The organism is Streptomyces violaceus (assembly GCF_036014075.1).
GTDB classification, from domain to species: domain Bacteria; phylum Actinomycetota; class Actinomycetes; order Streptomycetales; family Streptomycetaceae; genus Streptomyces; species Streptomyces violaceus.
This window is the reverse complement of sequence record NZ_CP107911.1, coordinates 2,385,941-2,407,454: the sequence shown is the minus strand read 5'-3', so window position 1 is coordinate 2,407,454 and position 21,514 is coordinate 2,385,941. Positions and strand designations below refer to the sequence as shown.

The 21,514-nt window shown below is 65.9% G+C and carries 10 protein-coding genes, 1 tRNA gene and 3 rRNA genes; 11 read left to right on the top strand and 3 right to left on the bottom strand.

Annotation, left to right across the window (positions count from 1 at the left end; translation table 11 throughout):
• Positions 1-3 precede the first annotated feature (3 nt).
• Both dapB and OG542_RS10675 read left to right on the top strand, forming a co-directional pair.
• Positions 4-756, top strand: a complete 753-nt coding sequence (gene dapB, locus OG542_RS10680) for a 4-hydroxy-tetrahydrodipicolinate reductase (protein ID WP_311128025.1) — start codon at positions 4-6, stop codon at positions 754-756.
• A gap of 13 nt (positions 757-769) precedes the next feature.
• Positions 770-1,225 (top strand): tetratricopeptide repeat protein, encoded by a 456-nt coding sequence (locus tag OG542_RS10675; RefSeq protein ID WP_193482032.1) that lies wholly within the window; start codon positions 770-772, stop codon positions 1,223-1,225.
• Between the two features lie 70 nt (positions 1,226-1,295).
• Here OG542_RS10675 and OG542_RS10670 read toward each other — a convergent pair whose 3' ends face one another.
• A complete protein-coding gene (locus OG542_RS10670; RefSeq protein WP_193482033.1) occupies positions 1,296-1,850 on the bottom strand; it encodes a hypothetical protein in 555 nt (184 codons plus the stop codon).
• Between the two features lie 112 nt (positions 1,851-1,962).
• Positions 1,963-2,202, bottom strand: coding sequence for a hypothetical protein (locus tag OG542_RS10665; RefSeq protein WP_193482051.1), 240 nt, complete (start codon positions 2,200-2,202; stop codon positions 1,963-1,965).
• A gap of 176 nt (positions 2,203-2,378) precedes the next feature.
• On the opposite strand from OG542_RS10665, the gene thyX reads away from it, so the two are divergent.
• The 8 genes from thyX (at position 2,379) to OG542_RS10625 (ending at position 12,669) form a co-directional block, all read left to right on the top strand.
• Entirely contained in the window at positions 2,379-3,119 is a 741-nt protein-coding gene (thyX, locus tag OG542_RS10660) for an FAD-dependent thymidylate synthase (protein WP_184598358.1), read from the top strand.
• 211 nt (positions 3,120-3,330) lie between these two features.
• On the top strand, positions 3,331-4,230 hold the full coding sequence (gene dapA / locus OG542_RS10655; protein WP_193482034.1) for a 4-hydroxy-tetrahydrodipicolinate synthase: 900 nt from the start codon (positions 3,331-3,333) through the stop codon (positions 4,228-4,230).
• Between the two features lie 157 nt (positions 4,231-4,387).
• Positions 4,388-6,073 (top strand): ribonuclease J, encoded by a 1,686-nt coding sequence (locus OG542_RS10650; protein ID WP_193482035.1) that lies wholly within the window; start codon positions 4,388-4,390, stop codon positions 6,071-6,073.
• A 505-nt stretch (positions 6,074-6,578) separates the two neighbouring features.
• Positions 6,579-8,104 (top strand): 16S ribosomal RNA (locus OG542_RS10645).
• Positions 8,105-8,414: 310 nt separating this feature from the next.
• Positions 8,415-11,536, top strand: a 23S ribosomal RNA gene (locus tag OG542_RS10640).
• Positions 11,537-11,627: 91 nt separating this feature from the next.
• Positions 11,628-11,744: ribosomal RNA gene (rrf, locus tag OG542_RS10635) — 5S ribosomal RNA — on the top strand.
• The 16S, 23S and 5S rRNA genes sit together here, the layout of an rRNA operon.
• Positions 11,745-11,858: 114 nt before the next feature.
• Positions 11,859-12,521, top strand: coding sequence for a DegT/DnrJ/EryC1/StrS family aminotransferase (locus OG542_RS10630; RefSeq protein WP_328417860.1), 663 nt, complete (start codon positions 11,859-11,861; stop codon positions 12,519-12,521).
• Between the two features lie 72 nt (positions 12,522-12,593).
• Positions 12,594-12,669, top strand: a tRNA-Thr gene (locus OG542_RS10625).
• Between the two features lie 43 nt (positions 12,670-12,712).
• Here OG542_RS10625 and OG542_RS10620 read toward each other — a convergent pair.
• Positions 12,713-15,466 (bottom strand): SpoIIE family protein phosphatase, encoded by a 2,754-nt coding sequence (locus OG542_RS10620; protein WP_311128026.1) that lies wholly within the window; start codon positions 15,464-15,466, stop codon positions 12,713-12,715.
• A gap of 378 nt (positions 15,467-15,844) precedes the next feature.
• On the opposite strand from OG542_RS10620, the gene OG542_RS10615 reads away from it, so the two are divergent.
• The gene (locus OG542_RS10615) at positions 15,845-21,310 is read left to right on the top strand and encodes a HAMP domain-containing protein (RefSeq protein WP_328410225.1); all 5,466 of its coding nucleotides are present in this window, start codon (positions 15,845-15,847) and stop codon (positions 21,308-21,310) included.
• The last annotated feature ends 204 nt before the right edge of the window (positions 21,311-21,514 follow it).

Here is a 21,514-nt window from a genome sequence, read left to right as displayed (position 1 = left end):
AACATGAGCAAGCTGCGCGTGGCGGTCCTCGGGGCCAAGGGCCGGATCGGCTCGGAAGCCGTTCGAGCCGTCGAGGCCGCCGAGGACATGGAACTGGTCGCCGCCCTGAGCCGGGGCGACAAGCTGGAGACGCTGGCCGACACCGGCGCCCAGGTCGTGGTCGAACTGACCACGCCCGACTCGGTCATGGCCAACCTCGACTACTGCGTACGCCACGGCATCCACGCGGTCGTCGGCACCACCGGCTGGACCGACGAGCGCCTCGCGCAGCTGAAGGGCTGGCTGGACCAGTCCCCCCGGACGGGTGTGCTCATCGCGCCGAACTTCTCCATCGGGGCCGTCCTGACCATGAAGTTCGCACAGCTCGCCGCCCCCTACTTCGAGTCCGTCGAGGTCGTCGAGCTGCACCACCCGAACAAGGTGGACGCCCCGTCCGGCACCGCCACGCGCACCGCCCAGCTCATCGCCGAGGCCCGCCGGACCGCCGGCACCGCCCCGGCCCCCGACGCCACGACCACCGCCCTGGACGGCGCCCGCGGTGCCGACGTCGACGGCGTCCCGGTGCACGCCGTCCGGCTGCGCGGGCTGCTGGCCCACCAGGAGGTCCTGCTCGGCGCCGAGGGCGAGACCCTGACGGTCCGGCACGACTCGCTGCACCACAGCAGCTTCATGCCGGGCATCCTGCTCGGCGCTCGCCGTGTGGGGAGCGTTCCTGGCCTGACGTTCGGCCTGGAACACTTCCTGGACCTGAGCTGAGCCCCTGACCGTCATGCGCGCGAAGCTCACCTACGCCCTCACGGCCGCCGTCCTGGTCGTCTACTTCGTCCTGGTCGGCAGCCGCGGCCTCCTGCTCATCCAGACCGGCACACTCCTCACCGTCACCTTCGGTGTCGCGGTGCTGATCCTGCCGGTCATCGGCCTGTGGTTCCTCTGGAAGAACACGCAGTTCGTCCGCCGGGCCAACCAGCTCGCCGCCGAACTCGAAGCCGAGGGCGGCCTGCCCGTCGACGAACTGAGGCGCACGCCCAGCGGGCGCATCGACCGGGACTCGGCCGACGAGGTGTTCGCCCGGCGCAAGGCCGAGACGGAGGCCGCCCCCGGCGACTGGCGCACCTGGTTCCGCCTGGCAGTCGCCTACCACGACGCCCGCGACACCCCGCGCGCCCGCAAGGCGATGCAACGCGCGATCGCCCTGCACGACGGCAAGCAGCCCGAAGCCGCCTGAGCCGCGCCCACTCATGCCGGAGGGGCCGGACCGCGTAACGGTCCGGCCCCTCCGGCATGTCACCGGGACGTCAGCGCGGGCCGTACTCGTCGGCCCACGCGCCCACCGCGTCGGCCGCTCGCTCGAAGGCCTCCGTCCGGCCCAGGAAGTCCGCGTTGTGCGTCGTCAGCAGCGGCGGCACACCGTCCGCGGCCTGTCCCCGCCGGACGAGCAGCAGCGCCTGCCCCTGCAGGGTCCGGGGGAGCCCCAGCCAGCGCACCGGCTGCTGCACCGTGCGCACCGAGACGACCTGCGCCCAGGGCGCCGTACGTGTCGTGAGGAAACCCACGTGCCGCAGCCCGCGCGCGCTCACCCACACGCCCATGCGCAGCAGCCGCAGCGCCCCGGCGATGACGAGCAGCGCGAGGGCGAAGACCAGCCCGGCCGAGGCCGGTTCGGCCGTCGCCGCGATGATGACCGCGGCGAACAGCACGAACGAGGCGAGCAGCAGCGCCAGCGCCGCCGCCCCCACCCGCCACGGCCCGGGGCGGTACGGCCGCCGCCAGGTGTCACGGTCTTCGTGCGGCAGCGGAACATCGTCCGCCGCGTCGAAAACGCGGTCGGCCGTAAGGAAGGGCAGGGGCACGGCTGGTCCTCACTCGATCCATGCGTGGGCTGTGCCCGGTGAGGCTACCGATCTGTTTCCACGGTCACCACTGGCAGGGGGCCGGACGGAGTCACCGCCGGTCCGTGGTGGCTCAGTGGTTCTGGGACGCCTGAGACTGCTGCGGCTGCGAGTCCGGGCGATCGACCGTCAACGCGGGTGTCCCGATGACCAGGGAACCCACAAGCCCCGCCACGATGGTCAGACCCATCAGCCAGCGCCCGGCCTTCTGGCTGACCGACAGCCGCTCACGCGGTGGGGGAGTGATATTGCTGCGGAACCTGTCGGCCTCGGCGACGAAGGCAAACGGTACGGGTTCACGCCGACCGAACATCAGGGCTGTATCTCCTTCGGGGGTGGAACGGATCACTCTCATCCATAGAGACGAAAGAACTCCCTCAGAGGTGCCCTGTTTCACCGACTTCATTGCGGCACGCCACCGATCGCTCTGATTTCGACGGGCCGTAGAGTGACGTCGCCACACGACGAGATGGGAAGGCCCTGCCAACCGTGACCGACACCCCAGCCGACGACCCCAAGCCCAGCTACCGCAGCGACGTCACCGTCGAGCTGGTCAAGCACACCGCGTCCGACGCGGACGTCCTCTTCGCCGCCCGCGTCTCGACCCTCGGCGAGCAGTCCCTGGACGAGCTGGACAAGGACCCCGAGCGTTCCAAGGGCCTGATCAACTACCTGATGCGGGACCGGCACGGCAGCCCGTTCGAGCACAACTCGATGACCTTCTTCATCAGCGCCCCGATCTTCGTCTTCCGCGAGTTCATGCGGCACCGCGTCGGCTGGTCGTACAACGAGGAGTCGGGCCGGTACCGGGAGCTCCAGTCGGTCTTCTACGTCCCCGACGAGTCCCGCAAGCTCGTCCAGGAGGGCCGTCCCGGCAAGTACGTCTTCGTGGAGGGCACCCAGGCCCAGCAGGAGCTGGTCGGCCGTGTGATGGAGGACTCCTACCGGCAGGCGTACGAGGCCTACCAGGAGATGCTCGCCGCCGGCGTCGCCCGCGAGGTCGCCCGCGCGGTCCTCCCGGTCGGCCTGTACTCCTCGATGTACGCCACCTGCAACGCCCGCTCGCTGATGCACTTCCTCGGCCTGCGCACCCAGCACGAACTGGCCAAGGTCCCGTCCTTCCCGCAGCGTGAGATCGAGATGGTCGGCGAGAAGATGGAGGCGGAGTGGGCCCGGCTCATGCCGCTCACCTACGCCGCCTTCAACGCGAACGGCCGCGTTGCGCCGTAACACGGCCCGGTTCTCCGACCAGGCACAGATGTACGGTTCAGCCGTGCGAAGTGTCCGTATTGCGGCATTTCGAGAAGTTCACTTAGCCTGATCAAACGGGTCCGGCACTGCTTGAACCCCCGAGCAGGCAGTGCCGGGCTCCACCTTTGTCGCGACTTGTCGCCTGCCCCTAGGGCAGACCCGGTCCTGAGCAACGAGTAGCGTGTAACCCATGGCTCCGACCTCGACTCCGCAGACCCCCTTCGGGCGGGTCCTCACCGCCATGGTCACGCCCTTCAAGGCGGACGGCGCACTCGACCTCGACGGCGCGCAGCGGCTCGCCACCCACCTGGTGGACGCAGGCAACGACGGCCTGGTCATCAACGGGACCACCGGCGAGTCCCCGACCACCAGCGACGCGGAGAAAGCGGATCTCGTACGGGCGGTCCTGGAGGCGGTCGGTGACCGTGCCCACGTGGTGGCCGGCGTCGGCACCAACGACACCCACCACAGCATCCAACTCGCCCGCGCGGCGGAGCGCACCGGCGCACACGGCCTGCTGGTCGTGACGCCGTACTACAACAAGCCCCCGCAGGAGGGCCTCTACCGGCACTTCACGGCCATCGCCGACGCCGCGGGACTGCCGGTCATGCTCTACGACATCCCCGGCCGCAGCGGCGTCCCGATCAACACCGAGACGCTCGTCCGCCTCGCCGAGCACCCGCGCATCGTCGCCAACAAGGACGCCAAGGGCGATCTCGGCCGCGCAAGCTGGGCCATCGCCACCTCCGGCCTCGCCTGGTACTCCGGCGACGACATGCTGAACCTCCCCCTGCTCTCCGTCGGCGCGGTCGGCTTCGTCTCCGTCGTCGGCCACGTGGTCACCCCCGAGCTGCGCGCCCTGGTCGACGCGTACACCTCGGGCGACGTCCAGAAGGCCACCGAGATCCACCAGAAGCTGCTCTCCGTCTATACGGGCATGTTCCGCACCCAGGGCGTGATGACGACCAAGGCCGCGCTCGCCCTGAAGGGTCTGCCCGCCGGGCCCCTGCGCGCCCCCATGGTCGAGTGCGCGCCCGAAGAGATCGAGCAACTCAAGATCGATCTTGCCGCCGGCGGGGTACAGCTCTGACACCAGACTTCGCGCGGACCCCCGCGCGCGTGCTTCACAACTGAATAAGCGGGCCACCGGTGCCCGCGCACCCCACACACAGACAACTGCTTCTGCACGAACGTCATGCGCGCCACGTGCCCTACCGGTACGTGGCGCGCGTGGTGAGGAGAGTCTTTTGAGTCATCCGCATCCCGAACTCGGCTCGCCCCCGCCGCTCCCCGAAGGCGGCCTGCGAGTCACCCCGCTCGGCGGTCTCGGTGAGATCGGCCGCAACATGACGGTCTTCGAGTACGGCGGCCGCCTGCTGATCGTCGACTGCGGAGTGCTCTTCCCCGAGGAGGAGCAGCCCGGAATCGACCTGATCCTGCCGGACTTCTCGTCCATCAGGGACCGCCTCGACGACATCGAGGGCATCGTCCTCACGCACGGCCACGAGGACCACATCGGCGGCGTCCCGTTCCTCCTCCGCGAGAAGCCGGACATCCCGCTGATCGGCTCCAAGCTGACCCTGGCCCTCATCGAGGCCAAGCTCCAGGAGCACCGCATCCGCCCGTACACCCTCGAGGTGGCGGAAGGGCACCGCGAGCGCATCGGCCCCTTCGACTGCGAGTTCGTCGCGGTCAACCACTCCATCCCGGACGCGCTGGCCGTGGCCATCCGCACCCCCGCGGGCATGGCGGTCCACACCGGCGACTTCAAGATGGACCAGCTCCCGCTGGACAGCCGCCTCACGGACCTCCACGCGTTCGCACGTCTGAGCGAAGAGGGCATCGACCTCCTCCTCTCGGACTCGACGAACGCCGAGGTCCCGGGGTTCGTCCCGCCCGAGCGGGAGATCTCCAACGTCCTGCGCCAGGTCTTCGCCGGCGCCCGCAAGCGCATCATCGTCGCGAGCTTCGCCAGCCATGTGCACCGCATCCAGCAGATCCTGGACGCGGCGCACGAGTACGGCCGCCGGGTCGCCTTCGTCGGCCGCTCCATGGTCCGCAACATGGGCATCGCGCGGGACCTGGGCTACCTGAAGGTCCCCCCGGGCCTGGTCGTGGACGTCAAGACCCTCGACGACCTCCCGGACAGCGAGGTGGTCCTGGTCTGCACGGGCTCCCAGGGCGAGCCCATGGCGGCGCTCTCCAGGATGGCCAACAGGGACCACCAGATCCGCATCGTCCAGGGCGACACGGTGATCCTGGCGTCCTCACTGATCCCCGGCAACGAGAACGCGGTCTACCGCGTGATCAACGGACTGACCCGCTGGGGCGCCAACGTGGTCCACAAGGGCAACGCCAAGGTCCACGTCTCCGGCCACGCGTCCGCGGGCGAGCTGCTGTACTTCTACAACATCTGCCGCCCGAAGAACCTCATGCCGGTGCACGGCGAATGGCGCCACCTGCGCGCCAACGCCGAGCTGGGCGCCCTGACCGGCGTCCCGCACGACCGCATCGTCATCGCCGAGGACGGAGTGGTCGTCGACCTCATCGAGGGCAAGGCGAAGATCTCCGGCAAGGTCCAGGCGGGTTACGTCTACGTCGACGGCCTCTCGGTGGGCGATGTGGGCGAGCCGGCCCTCAAGGACCGCAAGATCCTCGGCGACGAGGGCATCATCTCGGTCTTCGTGGTCATCGACTCGTCCACCGGAAAGATCACCGGCGGCCCGCACATCCAGGCCCGCGGCTCCGGCATCGAGGACTCCGCCTTCGCCGACGTGGCCCCCCGGATCACGGAGGTGCTCGAACGCTCCGCCCAGGACGGCGTGGTCGAACCCCACCAGCTCCAGCAGCTCGTTCGCCGCACCCTGGGCAAGTGGGTCTCGGACAACTACCGGCGCCGGCCGATGATCCTGCCTGTGGTCGTGGAGGTCTGACGGACCGTCGGACCCGAGCACGCGCCAACTGGGAGCGGGGCTCCACGATTTGCATCGAGGAGCCCCGCTCCAGTAGGTTTACAACTCCTCCCGACGGGGCACCCGGCCAACTCAAGCGCCGGGGATCATGCTTCGGCCGAGGGAGGGGAAATCCGACTCAGAAACTTCTGATAAAGTCGGAACCGCCGGAAAGGGAAACGCGGAAGCGGGAACCTGGAAAGCACCGAGGAAATCGGATCGGAAAGATCTGATAGAGTCGGAAACGCAAGACCGAAGGGAAGCGCCCGGAGGAAAGCCCGAGAGGGTGAGTACAAAGGAAGCGACCGTTCCTTGAGAACTCAACAGCGTGCCAAAAGTCAACGCCAGATATGTTGATACCCCGTCTCCGGCCATCAGGCTGGGACGAGGTTCCTTTGAAAAAACACAGCGAGGACGCTGTGAACGGTCGGGCTTATTCCGCCTGACTGTTCCGCTCTCGTGGTGTCATCCCGATTACGGGAAAACATTCACGGAGAGTTTGATCCTGGCTCAGGACGAACGCTGGCGGCGTGCTTAACACATGCAAGTCGAACGATGAACCACTTCGGTGGGGATTAGTGGCGAACGGGTGAGTAACACGTGGGCAATCTGCCCTGCACTCTGGGACAAGCCCTGGAAACGGGGTCTAATACCGGATATTGACCACCGCAGGCATCTGTGGTGGTGGAAAGCTCCGGCGGTGCAGGATGAGCCCGCGGCCTATCAGCTAGTTGGTGAGGTAATGGCTCACCAAGGCGACGACGGGTAGCCGGCCTGAGAGGGCGACCGGCCACACTGGGACTGAGACACGGCCCAGACTCCTACGGGAGGCAGCAGTGGGGAATATTGCACAATGGGCGAAAGCCTGATGCAGCGACGCCGCGTGAGGGATGACGGCCTTCGGGTTGTAAACCTCTTTCAGCAGGGAAGAAGCGAAAGTGACGGTACCTGCAGAAGAAGCGCCGGCTAACTACGTGCCAGCAGCCGCGGTAATACGTAGGGCGCGAGCGTTGTCCGGAATTATTGGGCGTAAAGAGCTCGTAGGCGGCTTGTCACGTCGGTTGTGAAAGCCCGGGGCTTAACCCCGGGTCTGCAGTCGATACGGGCAGGCTAGAGTTCGGTAGGGGAGATCGGAATTCCTGGTGTAGCGGTGAAATGCGCAGATATCAGGAGGAACACCGGTGGCGAAGGCGGATCTCTGGGCCGATACTGACGCTGAGGAGCGAAAGCGTGGGGAGCGAACAGGATTAGATACCCTGGTAGTCCACGCCGTAAACGGTGGGCACTAGGTGTGGGCAACATTCCACGTTGTCCGTGCCGCAGCTAACGCATTAAGTGCCCCGCCTGGGGAGTACGGCCGCAAGGCTAAAACTCAAAGGAATTGACGGGGGCCCGCACAAGCGGCGGAGCATGTGGCTTAATTCGACGCAACGCGAAGAACCTTACCAAGGCTTGACATACACCGGAAACGTCTGGAGACAGGCGCCCCCTTGTGGTCGGTGTACAGGTGGTGCATGGCTGTCGTCAGCTCGTGTCGTGAGATGTTGGGTTAAGTCCCGCAACGAGCGCAACCCTTGTCCCGTGTTGCCAGCAGGCCCTTGTGGTGCTGGGGACTCACGGGAGACCGCCGGGGTCAACTCGGAGGAAGGTGGGGACGACGTCAAGTCATCATGCCCCTTATGTCTTGGGCTGCACACGTGCTACAATGGCCGGTACAATGAGCTGCGATACCGCGAGGTGGAGCGAATCTCAAAAAGCCGGTCTCAGTTCGGATTGGGGTCTGCAACTCGACCCCATGAAGTCGGAGTCGCTAGTAATCGCAGATCAGCATTGCTGCGGTGAATACGTTCCCGGGCCTTGTACACACCGCCCGTCACGTCACGAAAGTCGGTAACACCCGAAGCCGGTGGCCCAACCCCTTGTGGGAGGGAGCTGTCGAAGGTGGGACTGGCGATTGGGACGAAGTCGTAACAAGGTAGCCGTACCGGAAGGTGCGGCTGGATCACCTCCTTTCTAAGGAGCACTTCTTACCGATCCCTTCGGGGTGAGGTCAGAGGCCAGTACATCAGCGAATGTCTGATGCTGGTTGCTCATGGGTGGAACGTTGACTATTCGGCCAGACCTCGGGTCGGAGGCTGCTAGTACTGCTCGTAAGAGCGTGGAACGCATGATCTCCGGGCGGGATGTGGCCGGGCACGCTGTTGGGTGTCTGAGGGAACGAAATTTCCTCAGTCGCCGGCCCCAGTAAACTCGCTGGTTTTCCAGTGGGGTGATGGGTGGCTGGTCGTTGTTTGAGAACTGCACAGTGGACGCGAGCATCTGTGGCCAAGTTTTTAAGGGCGCACGGTGGATGCCTTGGCACCAGGAACCGATGAAGGACGTGGGAGGCCACGATAGTCCCCGGGGAGTCGTCAACCAGGCTTTGATCCGGGGGTTTCCGAATGGGGAAACCCGGCAGTCGTCATGGGCTGTCACCCTTGCCTGAACACATAGGGCAAGTGGAGGGAACGCGGGGAAGTGAAACATCTCAGTACCCGCAGGAAGAGAAAACAACCGTGATTCCGGGAGTAGTGGCGAGCGAAACCGGATGAGGCCAAACCGTATGCGTGTGAGACCCGGCAGGGGTTGCGTATACGGGGTTGTGGGATCTCTCTTTTACGGTCTGCCGGCCGTGAGACGAGTCAGAAACCGTTGATGTAGGCGAAGGACATGCGAAAGGTCCGGCGTAGAGGGTAAGACCCCCGTAGTCGAAACATCAGCGGCTCGTTTGAGAGACACCCAAGTAGCACGGGGCCCGAGAAATCCCGTGTGAATCTGGCGGGACCACCCGCTAAGCCTAAATATTCCCTGGTGACCGATAGCGGATAGTACCGTGAGGGAATGGTGAAAAGTACCGCGGGAGCGGAGTGAAATAGTACCTGAAACCGTGTGCCTACAAGCCGTGGGAGCGTCGCGCATTGAGTTTACTCAATGCGTCGTGACTGCGTGCCTTTTGAAGAATGAGCCTGCGAGTTTGCGGTGTGTTGCGAGGTTAACCCGAGTGGGGAAGCCGTAGCGAAAGCGAGTCCGAATAGGGCGATGGAGTAGCACGCTCAAGACCCGAAGCGGAGTGATCTAGCCATGGGCAGGTTGAAGCGGAGGTAAGACTTCGTGGAGGACCGAACCCACCAGGGTTGAAAACCTGGGGGATGACCTGTGGTTAGGGGTGAAAGGCCAATCAAACTCCGTGATAGCTGGTTCTCCCCGAAATGCATTTAGGTGCAGCGTCGTGTGTTTCTTGCCGGAGGTAGAGCACTGGATAGGCGATGGGCCCTACCGGGTTACTGACCTTAGCCAAACTCCGAATGCCGGTAAGTGAGAGCGCGGCAGTGAGACTGTGGGGGATAAGCTCCATGGTCGAGAGGGAAACAGCCCAGAGCATCGACTAAGGCCCCTAAGCGTACGCTAAGTGGGAAAGGATGTGGAGTCGCAGAGACAACCAGGAGGTTGGCTTAGAAGCAGCCACCCTTGAAAGAGTGCGTAATAGCTCACTGGTCTAGTGATTCCGCGCCGACAATGTAGCGGGGCTCAAGCGTACCGCCGAAGTCGTGTCATTGCAGCATAAGGGCCAACGCCTGCTGTGATGGGTAGGGGAGCGTCGTGTGCCGGGTGAAGCAGCCGCGGAAGCGAGTTGTGGACGGTTCACGAGTGAGAATGCAGGCATGAGTAGCGATACAAACGTGAGAAACGTTTGCGCCGATTGACTAAGGGTTCCTGGGTCAAGCTGATCTGCCCAGGGTAAGTCGGGACCTAAGGCGAGGCCGACAGGCGTAGTCGATGGATAACCGGTTGATATTCCGGTACCCGCTGTGAAGCGTCAAACATCGAGCATCGTGATGCTAAGGCCGTGAAGCCGTTCCGGACCCTTCGGGGAAAGGAAAGTGGTGGAGCCGCCGAACCAAGCGGTTAGTAGGTGAGTGATGGGGTGACGCAGGAAGGTAGTCCATCCCGGGCGGTGGTTGTCCCGGGGTAAGGGTGTAGCCCGTCATCTAGGTAAATCCGGGTGACATGAGGGTGAGACCTGATGCCGAGCCGATTGTGGTGAAGTGGATGATCCTATGCTGTCGAGAAAAGCCTCTAGCGAGTTTCATGGCGGCCCGTACCCTAAACCGACTCAGGTGGTCAGGTAGAGAATACCGAGGCGTTCGGGTGAACTATGGTTAAGGAACTCGGCAAAATGCCCCCGTAACTTCGGGAGAAGGGGGGCCACACCTGGTGAGAACACTTGCTGTTCGAGCTGGGGGTGGCCGCAGAGACCAGCGAGAAGCGACTGTTTACTAAAAACACAGGTCCGTGCGAAGCCGTAAGGCGATGTATACGGACTGACGCCTGCCCGGTGCTGGAACGTTAAGGGGACCGGTTAGTCACTCTTCGGGGTGGCGAAGCTGAGAACTTAAGCGCCAGTAAACGGCGGTGGTAACTATAACCATCCTAAGGTAGCGAAATTCCTTGTCGGGTAAGTTCCGACCTGCACGAATGGCGTAACGACTTCTCGACTGTCTCAACCATAGGCCCGGTGAAATTGCACTACGAGTAAAGATGCTCGTTTCGCGCAGCAGGACGGAAAGACCCCGGGACCTTTACTACAGTTTGATATTGGTGTTCGGTTCGGCTTGTGTAGGATAGCTGGGAGACTTTGAAACTCGCACGCCAGTGTGGGTGGAGTCGTCGTTGAAATACCAGTCTGGTCGTGCTGGATGTCTAACCTGGGTCCGTGATCCGGATCAGGGACAGTGTCTGATGGGTAGTTTAACTGGGGCGGTTGCCTCCTAAAGAGTAACGGAGGCGCCCAAAGGTTCCCTCAGCCTGGTTGGCAATCAGGTGTTGAGTGTAAGTGCACAAGGGAGCTTGACTGTGAGACCGACGGGTCGAGCAGGGACGAAAGTCGGGACTAGTGATCCGGCGGTGGCTTGTGGAAGCGCCGTCGCTCAACGGATAAAAGGTACCCCGGGGATAACAGGCTGATCTTCCCCAAGAGTCCATATCGACGGGATGGTTTGGCACCTCGATGTCGGCTCGTCGCATCCTGGGGCTGGAGTCGGTCCCAAGGGTTGGGCTGTTCGCCCATTAAAGCGGTACGCGAGCTGGGTTTAGAACGTCGTGAGACAGTTCGGTCCCTATCCGCTGTGCGCGTAGGAATATTGAGAAGGGCTGTCCCTAGTACGAGAGGACCGGGACGGACGAACCTCTGGTGTGCCAGTTGTTCTGCCAAGGGCATGGCTGGTTGGCTACGTTCGGGAGGGATAACCGCTGAAAGCATCTAAGCGGGAAGCCTGCTTCGAGATGAGTATTCCCACCTCCTTGAGAGGGTAAGGCTCCCAGTAGACGACTGGGTTGATAGGCCGGATATGGAAGCACGGTAACGTGTGGAGTTGACCGGTACTAATAGGCCGAGGGCTTGTCCTCAGTTGCTCGCGTCCACTGTGTTGGTTCTGAAACCACGAACAGCCCCATGCCAGGTCACGGTATGGTGCGGCAGTTTACAGTTTCATAGTGTTTCGGTGGTTATAGCGTTAGGGAAACGCCCGGTTACATTCCGAACCCGGAAGCTAAGCCTTACAGCGCCGATGGTACTGCAGGGGGGACCCTGTGGGAGAGTAGGACGCCGCCGAACAATCATTGAATGGGTTGGTCCCGTAACTTCGGTTAAGGGACCAACCCTTTTTTGTTCCGCGTCACTTGAAGTTCACGTTGCGCGCTCAGCATCCAAAGCATGGGTACTGCTGCAATGCTCAGGGCCGCCGGAGTCGGACTCGGTGACGAGGTCGTCGTGCCGGCCTTCGGGAACGTCGAGGTCGCCGAGGCCGTTGCCATGGCCGGAGCGATGCCGGTGTTCGCCGACATAGATCCTGTCTCCTACTGTCTTGACGCCGCCGCTGTGGAAGCGGCGGTAACTCCGCGGACCGCGGCCGTGGTTGTCGTACACCGCTTCGGGCGGCTCGCCGACCTCGCGCGGTTGCACACGTTGGGAGCGCGGCACGGACTGCTCGTACTGGAGCAGGGAGAGTCCGAGGCGCCGTACGACGAGATAGCCCAGCGCAGGGAGCGCGCGGCCTATCTCGATGCGAAGTTGAGGGGTGTGCGGACGCCGGACGACGGTGACGGGCACACCTATCAGCAGTACGTCGTGCGGGTTCCGGGCAACGGGCGACCGGACCGGGATGCCTTCGCGCGGGCTGTGCGGGCCAGGGGAGTTGAATGCCGGGTGCCGGTGAAGACCCCCGTGCACCGGCTGCCTGAATTCCGGCGCTGTGTCTCTCTCCCGGAAACGGAACGAGCTGCTGACGAGACGCTTGCGTTGCCCGTTGATGCGACGCTGACCAAGCGGGACATGCAGCGGATCGTGTCCGCGTGCAACGCCCTTGGAGGGCTGCTGCAGCCCGCCTTCTGACGTGGTTGGGAGCACGGGTCTGTTCGGGGTATGATCTATTCCGTTGCCGCGCGGGAAACCGCAACGCGACAGGCCCCTATAGCTCAGTCGGTAGAGCGTCTCCATGGTAAGGAGAAGGTCAGCGGTTCGATTCCGCTTGGGGGCTCCAGCAGAAAAGGCCCCACCCTCACGGGTGGGGCCTTTCGCATGTCCTAGTCCTTGTGGAGGCCCGGGACGCGCATGGCCAGGATCGCCATGTCGTCGGACGGGGCGTCCGACGCGAAGCGTTCCACCGCGCGCATGATGCGGGCCGCGACCGCTCCGGCTGTCAGGCCCGTGCAGCTGGTGAGGACGTCGGCGAGGCCGTCGTCGCCCAGCATGCGGGCGCCTTCGCGGCGTTCGGTGACGCCGTCCGTGACGCACAGGAGGACGTCGCCCGGATCGAGGGTGACCGTCTGCTCGTAGAGCTCCAGGTCCTCGATGACGCCGAGGAGCGGCTGGGGTTCGGCTGCCGGTTCGACCGAGCCGTCCTGGCGCAGGCGCAGCGGGAGCGGGTGGCCGGCGCAGACGACCTTCAGTTCCGCGCTGCCGTCCTCCTGGGGCCGCATCTCGCCGTACAGGAGGGTGAGGAAGCGGCTGCGGGCGCCCTCGTCGAGGATCGCGGAGTTCAGCCGTTCCAGGACTGCCGGGCCGCTGAGGCCCTCGCGGGCCAGGAGGCGCAGGGCGTGGCGGGCCAGGCCCGTGACCGCTGCCGCGTTCGGGCCCGTACCGCAGACGTCGCCGATGGCGAAGCCGTAGGCGCCGTCGCGGATGGGGAAGACGTCGTAGAAGTCGCCGCCGACCTCGTTGCCCTCGCCGGCGGCGCGGTAGATGACCTCGACCTCGACGCCCGCGATCACGGGGAGCTCCGGGGGCAGGAGGCTGCGCTGGAGGGCCTGGCTGATCGCCGTGCGCTCCGAGTAGAGGCGGGCGTTGTCGAGGGCCAGGGCGGCTCGGCGAGAGAGGTCCTCTGCGAGTTCCAGGATCTCCTGGCGGAAGTGTTCGTCGGTCGGCTTGCCGAGGGTCAGCATGCCGATGACGCGGTTGCGGGCGACCAGGGGGAGGACGACCGTCTCGCCGCCCACGGCCGAGGCTGTGGCGAGGGTCGGGCCGATGCCGGGCGTGACCTGGCGGGTCGGGCCGCCGCTGAGGCCGAGGCTGCGCATGGAGCTGCGCAGGGCCGCCTGGTGGGCCACTTCGCCAGGGGCCGTCCAGACGCGCGCGCCGGGGGTGGGGACCGGGTCGGGCGGGGGGACCTTCGACAGCAGGGACTTGATGCCGTCGATGAGTTCCTCGTCCTCGTGCAGGACGTACGACAGGTACGGCTCCGAAGCCTGGTGGGCGATCGTGTAGACGGCACACCAGGTGGCGAGGGTGGGGACCGTCATCTGGGCCATCAAGGCCAGGGTCTGGTCGCGGTCCAGGGTGCCGGCGAGCAGGTCGGAGGCCTCGACCAGGAAGTTCAGGGAGCCGCGGCGCAGGCGTTCCAGTTCGCCGAGGCGGGCCGATTCGACGGCGAGTGCGATGCGGTCGGCGGCGAACTGGAGGCGCAGCGCCTCCTCGTTGGAGTATCTGCCGGGGGCTTCGGCGGCGACGCCGAGGGAGCCGGTGAGGCGGCCCTCGACCTTCAGCGGGACCGTGACGATCGAGCGCATGCCCGTGCCGTTCAGCAACGGCACCGCGCCGGGGACCGCCGTCAGGTCGTCGTGTACGGCCGGCATGCGGGCCGAACCGTAGCGGCCGGGGCCCGCCTCGACGGGGACGCGGGCGAAGCGCTGACGTGCCGAGGGCAGGCCTGTGGAGGCGCGGACCTCCAGCTCCGTCTCGTCGTCGGTGGCCAGCAGGAGGAACGCCGAGTCGCCGTCGAGCATGTCGCGGGCGCGCTCCACCGTGCGCTGGAGGAGGCCGTCGAGGTCGTCCGGGGCGGGGTAGCCGATGAACACCTCGAAGGGGTCGGTGCCCTGGCCCTCGGAGGTGGTCGAGGTGTCGGAGGCGGGGACGCGCAGGGGCGTCTGAAGAACGGCCCGTTCGTGGTCCCGTACGAGGAGGCACACAGTTGACGGTTCGCCGCCGGTGTCGCGGACGCGCAGGTGGGAGGCGTAGACGGGGGTGACGCGGCCGCTGGCGGCGCGGATGCCGTAACTGCCCTCCCAGCGGGAGAGCTGGAGTGCCTCGGCGATGCCGGTGCTGGTGCCCGGGGTGTGCGGCCAGGCCGCGAGGTCGGTCAGGGGCTTGCCGGTGACCTGCTCGGCCGGGTAGCCGAAGAGTTCCTCGGCGTCCTCGCTCCAGGCGGTGATGTGGCCGGTGCGGTCGATCTGGATGACGGCCACGCGGACCCGGCCGTCGGCGAGGGGGAGGAGGTCGGCGGGGAGGGCAGGTCCGGCCGCTCGGGTGCCCACCGCGCGTGCGGGCAGATCGAGCTGGAACCAGACGGTTTTGTGCGTGGGGGTGTACTCGACGCCCCAGCGGCCGGCGAGGGCCGCGCAGAGCTGGAGGCCGCGGCCGCCTTCACGGTCGGGGCTGCCCATGTTGATGGCCGCGCCCTGGAGCGGGATCTCGCGCTCGGGATACCGGTCGGCCACCTCGATGCGCACGCCCTCGTCGCTGCGCAGGCACAGCAGGTCGGCGGAGGTGCCGGCGTGGACCACGGCGTTGGTCACCAGTTCGCTCGTGAGAACCACGGCGTCGTCGACGATGTCGGCGAAGCCCCAGCCCTGGAGGGTGTCGCGGACGAAGGAGCGGGCGCTCGCGACAGATCGCCCGACGGGCTCGAAACTGGCGGCCGCGCGCGCGGTGATCACAGAACTCCTCGACCGGTTCTCGACGTGCTGGGCTGCGTGACCGACCGGCTCGCGCCGCTGGTGCGGCAGGCTGCCCGTCGGCCGGGGGTCCGGGGGCTGTCCCCCCGGGATCAGTCCGGTGGTCATGTGTGCGGCCGCCCCTCCGATGCCCGCTCGTCTTCGTGCCACCGCCCAGGCCGGACGGACCGGCGCGGCTGGACAGCCGGATGCAAGGTTACTTACCTTCGCGGTCCATTCGGATGCCGGTCTGCAGTGTTTCCGTCCGGAGGGTGTGCGGACGATGTGCGAAGCTGCCGAACTGTTATGGCCTGGTTCGGCCAGGGTGAAACACTGGGCAAGCTTCTTGTGAAGGTCCGGGCAGGCTGAGTGCCCAAGGCGTACGGCGGGCAGCAGCCCTCTGGCGAGAGCCTGATATGCAGGGCAGAGAATACGCAGTAGTAACTGGTACGCGGAGCGCGGTACCCGAGCACAGCAGTGACGGTCGACCCCTGCGGGAGGGACACAGTGGAGTCTGGCGCAGCGACGCGTGGCACGAAGACGCGCGCGAAAGGCGGACAGTCCCCGAGCAACCAGGGAAAAACACGCAATGGCACCACTGAGGTGGACACTGCAGCCCTGAACCGTCTGATGGCGGCCCTGGTGTCGATGCGGGACGGAAACTTCCGCAAGCGGCTCACGGTGTCCGGGGACGGCGTGATGGCCGAGATCGCGGCCGTTTTCAACGAAGTGGCCGACCGCAATCTGCATCTGACGGGCGAGCTGGCCCGGGTGCGGCGGATGGTGGGCCGTGAGGGCAAGCTCACCGAGCGGCTGGAGACCGGGGCCTGTGAGGGCTCGTGGTCGACGGCGATCGACAACTCGAACGCCCTGGTGGACGACCTGGTGCGGCCGGTTTCCGAGGTCAGCCGGGTGCTGTCCGCGGTGGCCGAGGGTGATCTGTCACCGCGGATGGAGCTGCGGACGCAGGCCCCGGACGGGAACGGGCATCCGCTGCGCGGAGAGTTCCTGAAGGTCGGGCGGACGGTCAACAACCTGGTCGACCAGCTGTCGACGTTCACCGACGAGGTCACGCGTGTGGCCAGTGAGGTGGGCACCGAGGGCAAGCTGGGCGGGCAGGCGCGCGTACGTGGCATGTCGGGTTCGTGGCGGGATCTCACGGACTCCGTCAACACGATGGCGTACCGGCTGACGGCCCAGGTGAGGGACATCGCGCTGGTGACGACGGCGGTCGCCAAGGGTGATCTGTCGCGGAAGGTCACTGTTCAGGTGGCCGGCGAGATGCTGGAGCTGAAGAACACCGTCAACACGATGGTGGACCAGCTGTCGGCGTTCTCCTCCGAGGTGACCCGGGTGGCCCGAGAAGTGGGCACCGAGGGCGCGCTGGGCGGGCAGGCGCAGGTGCCCGGTGTGGACGGTGTGTGGAAGGAGCTCACCGACTCCGTGAACACCATGGCCGGGAACCTCACGGCCCAGGTGCGCGGCATCGCGGAGGTGACGACGGCGGTCGCCAACGGTGACCTGTCGCGGAAGGTGACCGTGCAGGCGCGGGGCGAGGTCGCGCAGCTCGCCGAGACGATCAACCAGATGACCGAGACGCTGCGGATCTTCGCGGACGAGGTCACGCGTGTGGCCAACGAGGTCGGGGCCGAGGGGCGGCTCGGTGGTCAGGCGAACGTGCCGGGTGCGGCGGGGACGTGGAAGGACCTCACCGATTCGGTGAACACGGTCTTCCGGAATCTGACCACTCAGGTGCGGGACATCGCCGCCGTGACGACGGCCGTGGCCAATGGTGATCTGTCGCAGAAGGTCACCGTGGACGTGGCCGGCGAGATGCTGGAGCTGAAGAACACCGTCAACACGATGGTCGACCAGCTGTCCGCCTTCGGTGCGGAAGTGACCCGTGTGGCACGTGAAATCGGTGTCGAGGGTGAGCTGGGCGGTCAGGCGCAGGTGCCGGGTGTGGCCGGGACATGGAAGGACCTGACGGACTCCGTCAACACGGCGTTCCGGAACCTCACCGGACAGGTGCGGAACATCGCGCAGGTGACGACGGCGGTGGCCAACGGTGACCTCTCGCAGAAGGTCACGGTCGACGTCTCCGGCGAGATGCTCAAGATGAAGAACACCGTGAACACGATGGTGGACCAGCTGTCGAGCTTCGCCGACCAGGTGACCCGGATGGCCCGGGACGTGGGCACGGAGGGCCGTCTCGGCGGTCAGGCCCGGGTGGACGGCGTGTCCGGTACGTGGAAGGAGCTCACCGACTCCGTCAACTCCATGGCCGGGAACCTCACCTCCCAGGTGCGCAACATCGCCCAGGTGACGACGGCCGTGGCCCGGGGCGACCTGTCCCAGAAGATCGACGTCGACGCGCGCGGGGAGATCCTGGAGCTGAAGAACACCATCAACACGATGGTGGACCAGCTCTCGGCCTTCGCCGACCAGGTGACCCGGGTCGCCCGTGAGGTGGGTACGGACGGCCGGCTGGGCGGTCAGGCGCAGGTGCCCGGGGTCGCCGGTGTGTGGCGCGACCTGACGGACTCCGTGAACGGCATGGCCGGCAACCTCACCGCCCAGGTGCGCAACATCGCCCAGGTCGCGACCGCGGTGGCTCGGGGCGACCTGTCCCAGAAGATCGACGTGGACGCGCGCGGGGAGATCCTGGAGCTGAAGAACACCCTCAACACGATGGTGGATCAGCTGTCGTCGTTCGCCCAGGAGGTCACGCGTGTGGCCCGTGAGGTGGGAACGGAGGGCATCCTGGGCGGCCAGGCCGAGGTGCAGGGTGTCTCCGGCACCTGGAAGGACCTCACCCAGTCCGTGAACGGCATGGCGAACAACCTGACCATCCAGGTGCGCAACATCGCCGAGGTCACGACCGCGGTCGCCCGGGGCGATCTGTCGAAGAAGATCACCGTCGACGCCAAGGGCGAGATCCTCGAGCTCGTCACGACCGTCAACACGATGGTGGACCAGCTGTCCTCCTTCGCCGAGCAGGTGACCCGGGTGGCCCGTGAGGTGGGCACCGAGGGCATCCTGGGCGGACAGGCGCACGTGCCGGGTGTCACGGGCATCTGGAAGGACCTGAGCGACAACGTCAACCTGATGGCCAAGAACCTCACCACGCAGGTGCGGAACATCTCCCAGGTCTCGGCGGCGGTCGCCAACGGTGACCTGACGCGCCAGGTCACCATCGAGGCGCGCGGTGAGGTCGCGCAGCTCGCCGACACCATCAACACGATGGTGAAGACGCTGAGTTCGTTCGCGGAGCAGGTCACCAAGGTGGCCCGTGAAGTGGGTACGGACGGCATCCTCGGCGGGCAGGCGCATGTGCCGGGTGTGGCCGGTACGTGGAAGGACCTGACCGAGTCCGTGAACGGCATGGCGTCCAACCTGACCGGCCAGGTGCGCAACATCGCCATGGTGACCACGGCCATCGCCAAGGGTGACCTGACGAAGAAGATCGACATCGACGCGCGCGGCGAGATCCTGGAGCTGAAGACGACCATCAACACGATGGTCGACCAGCTGTCCTCCTTCGCCGAGGAGGTCACCCGGGTGGCCCGCGAGGTGGGCACGGAGGGGCAGCTGGGCGGGCAGGCACGCGTGCGTGACGTCGACGGGACGTGGCGCGACCTGACCGAGTCCGTGAACGAGATGGCCGGGAACCTGACCCGGCAGGTGCGTGCCATCGCGCGCGTGGCGACCGCGGTGACCCGTGGCGACCTGAATCTGAAGATCGACGTGGACGCGTCCGGGGAGATCCAGGAGCTCCAGGACTACATCAACAAGATGATCGCCAACCTGCGTGACACCACGATCGCCAACAAGGAGCAGGACTGGCTCAAGGGCAACCTGGCCCGGATCTCCGCGCTGATGCAGGGCCGCCGCGACCTGGAGGACGTGGCCTCGCTGATCATGAGCGAGCTGACGCCGGTGGTGTCCGCGCAGCACGGCGCGTTCTTCCTGGCGATGCCGCTCGTCGACGGCGAGGACAAGAACGCCGCGGGCGACGACCAGTACGAGCTGCGCATGCTCGGCTCGTACGGCTACTCGATGGGCTCCATGCCGACATCGTTCCAGCCGGGTGAGGCGCTGGTCGGGACGGCCGCCGAGGAGAAGCGCACGATCCTGGTGGAGAACGCGCCGAGCGGCTATCTGAAGATCTCCTCGGGGCTCGGCGAGGCGCCGCCCGCGCAGGTGATCGTGCTGCCGGTGCTGTTCGAGGGCAGTGTGCTCGGTGTCATCGAGTTGGCCTCCTTCACTCCCTTTACGCAGATCCAGAAGGATTTCCTCAACCAGATCGCCGAGATGATCGCGACGAGCGTCAACACCATCTCGGTCAACACCAAGACCGAGCTGCTGCTGGCGCAGTCGCAGGAGCTGACCGAGCAACTGCGTGAGCGATCGGCGGAGTTGGAGCAGCGGCAGAAGGCCCTCCAGGCGTCCAACGCCGAACTGGAGGAGAAGGCCGAGCTGCTGGCCCAGCAGAACCGCGACATCGAGGTGAAGAACACCGAGATCGAGGAGGCGCGGCAGGTCCTGGAGGAGCGCGCCGAGCAGCTCGCGGTGTCGATGCGCTACAAGAGCGAGTTCCTGGCGAACATGTCGCACGAGCTGCGTACGCCGCTCAACTCGCTGCTGATCCTGGCCAAGCTGCTCGCCGACAACGCCGAGGGGAACCTCTCCCCGAAGCAGGTCGAATTCGCCGAGACCATCCACGGGGCCGGTTCCGACCTGCTCCAGCTCATCAACGACATCCTCGACCTGTCGAAGGTCGAGGCGGGCAAGATGGACGTCTCCCCGACGCGTATCGCGCTCGTCCAGCTCGTGGACTACGTGGAGGCCACGTTCCGCCCGCTGACCGCCGAGAAGGGCCTGGACCTGTCGGTGCGGGTGTCGCCGGAGCTGCCCGCCACGCTGCACACCGACGAGCAGCGGCTGTTGCAGGTGCTGCGCAACCTGCTGTCGAACGCGGTGAAGTTCACCGACTCGGGGTCGGTGGAGCTGGTCATCAGGCCGGCGCGGGACGACGTGCCGCAGCGGATCCGGGAGCAGCTTCTGGAGACCGGTTCGCTGACCGACCCGGACGCCGAGCTGATCGCGTTCTCCGTCACGGACACCGGGATCGGTATCGCCTCCAGCAAGATGCGGGTGATCTTCGAGGCGTTCAAGCAGGCCGACGGCACGACCAGTCGCAAGTACGGCGGTACGGGCCTCGGGCTGTCCATCTCGCGGGAGATCGCCCAGCTGCTCGGCGGTGAGATCCACGCGCAGAGCGAGACGGGCCGCGGCTCGACGTTCACGCTGTATCTGCCGCTGCACCCCAGCGAACTGCCGCCGCAGGGCTACCAGCAGCAGCTGCCCGCCCTGGAGGCCGGTGACCTGATGACGTCGTCCGACCTTGCCGAGCTGTCCGATGTGGAGGTCGACACGCCGGCCGAGGTGAAGTCGTACCGCGATACGCAGAACGGACCGGCAGCCCTGTTCCGGCGGCGTCGCAGGATGCCCGAGCTGCCTCGCCCCGCGCAGCCGGAGCAGTGGACGCCCGCTGAGCCGGAGACGGCGCCGAAGCCGCAGCGCGGCATCCGGTTCGGCGGCCAGAAGGTCCTGATCGTCGACGACGACATCCGCAACGTCTTCGCGCTGACCAGCGTCCTGGAGCAGCACGGCCTGTCCGTGCTGTACGCCGAGAACGGCCGTGAGGGCATCGAGGTGCTGGAGCAGCATGACGACGTGGCGGTCGTCCTGATGGACATCATGATGCCCGAGATGGACGGGTACGCGACGACCACGGCGATCCGCAGGATGCCGCAGTTCGCCGGGCTGCCGATCATCGCGCTGACCGCGAAGGCCATGAAGGGCGACCGGGAGAAGGCGATCGAGTCGGGTGCCTCCGACTACGTCACGAAGCCGGTCGATCCCGATCACCTGCTCGCGGTGATGGATCAGTGGATGCGAGGGGAATGAGGGGAACGTTGGGCCGTTACGCAACCATGGCGGGAAGGTTCGGTGTTCACGCGGAGTTGCCGACTCGATGTGCGCATAGTCGTGTAGAAGTACAAGATCTGGGGAACCTTCTGGTCTCCTGCTGCGTTTCCGCTACGTGCACAGTGACATCACGGTGACAGGGTGTGGCGACAGGCAGGGTGCGGCTACGATGACCGGCACAAG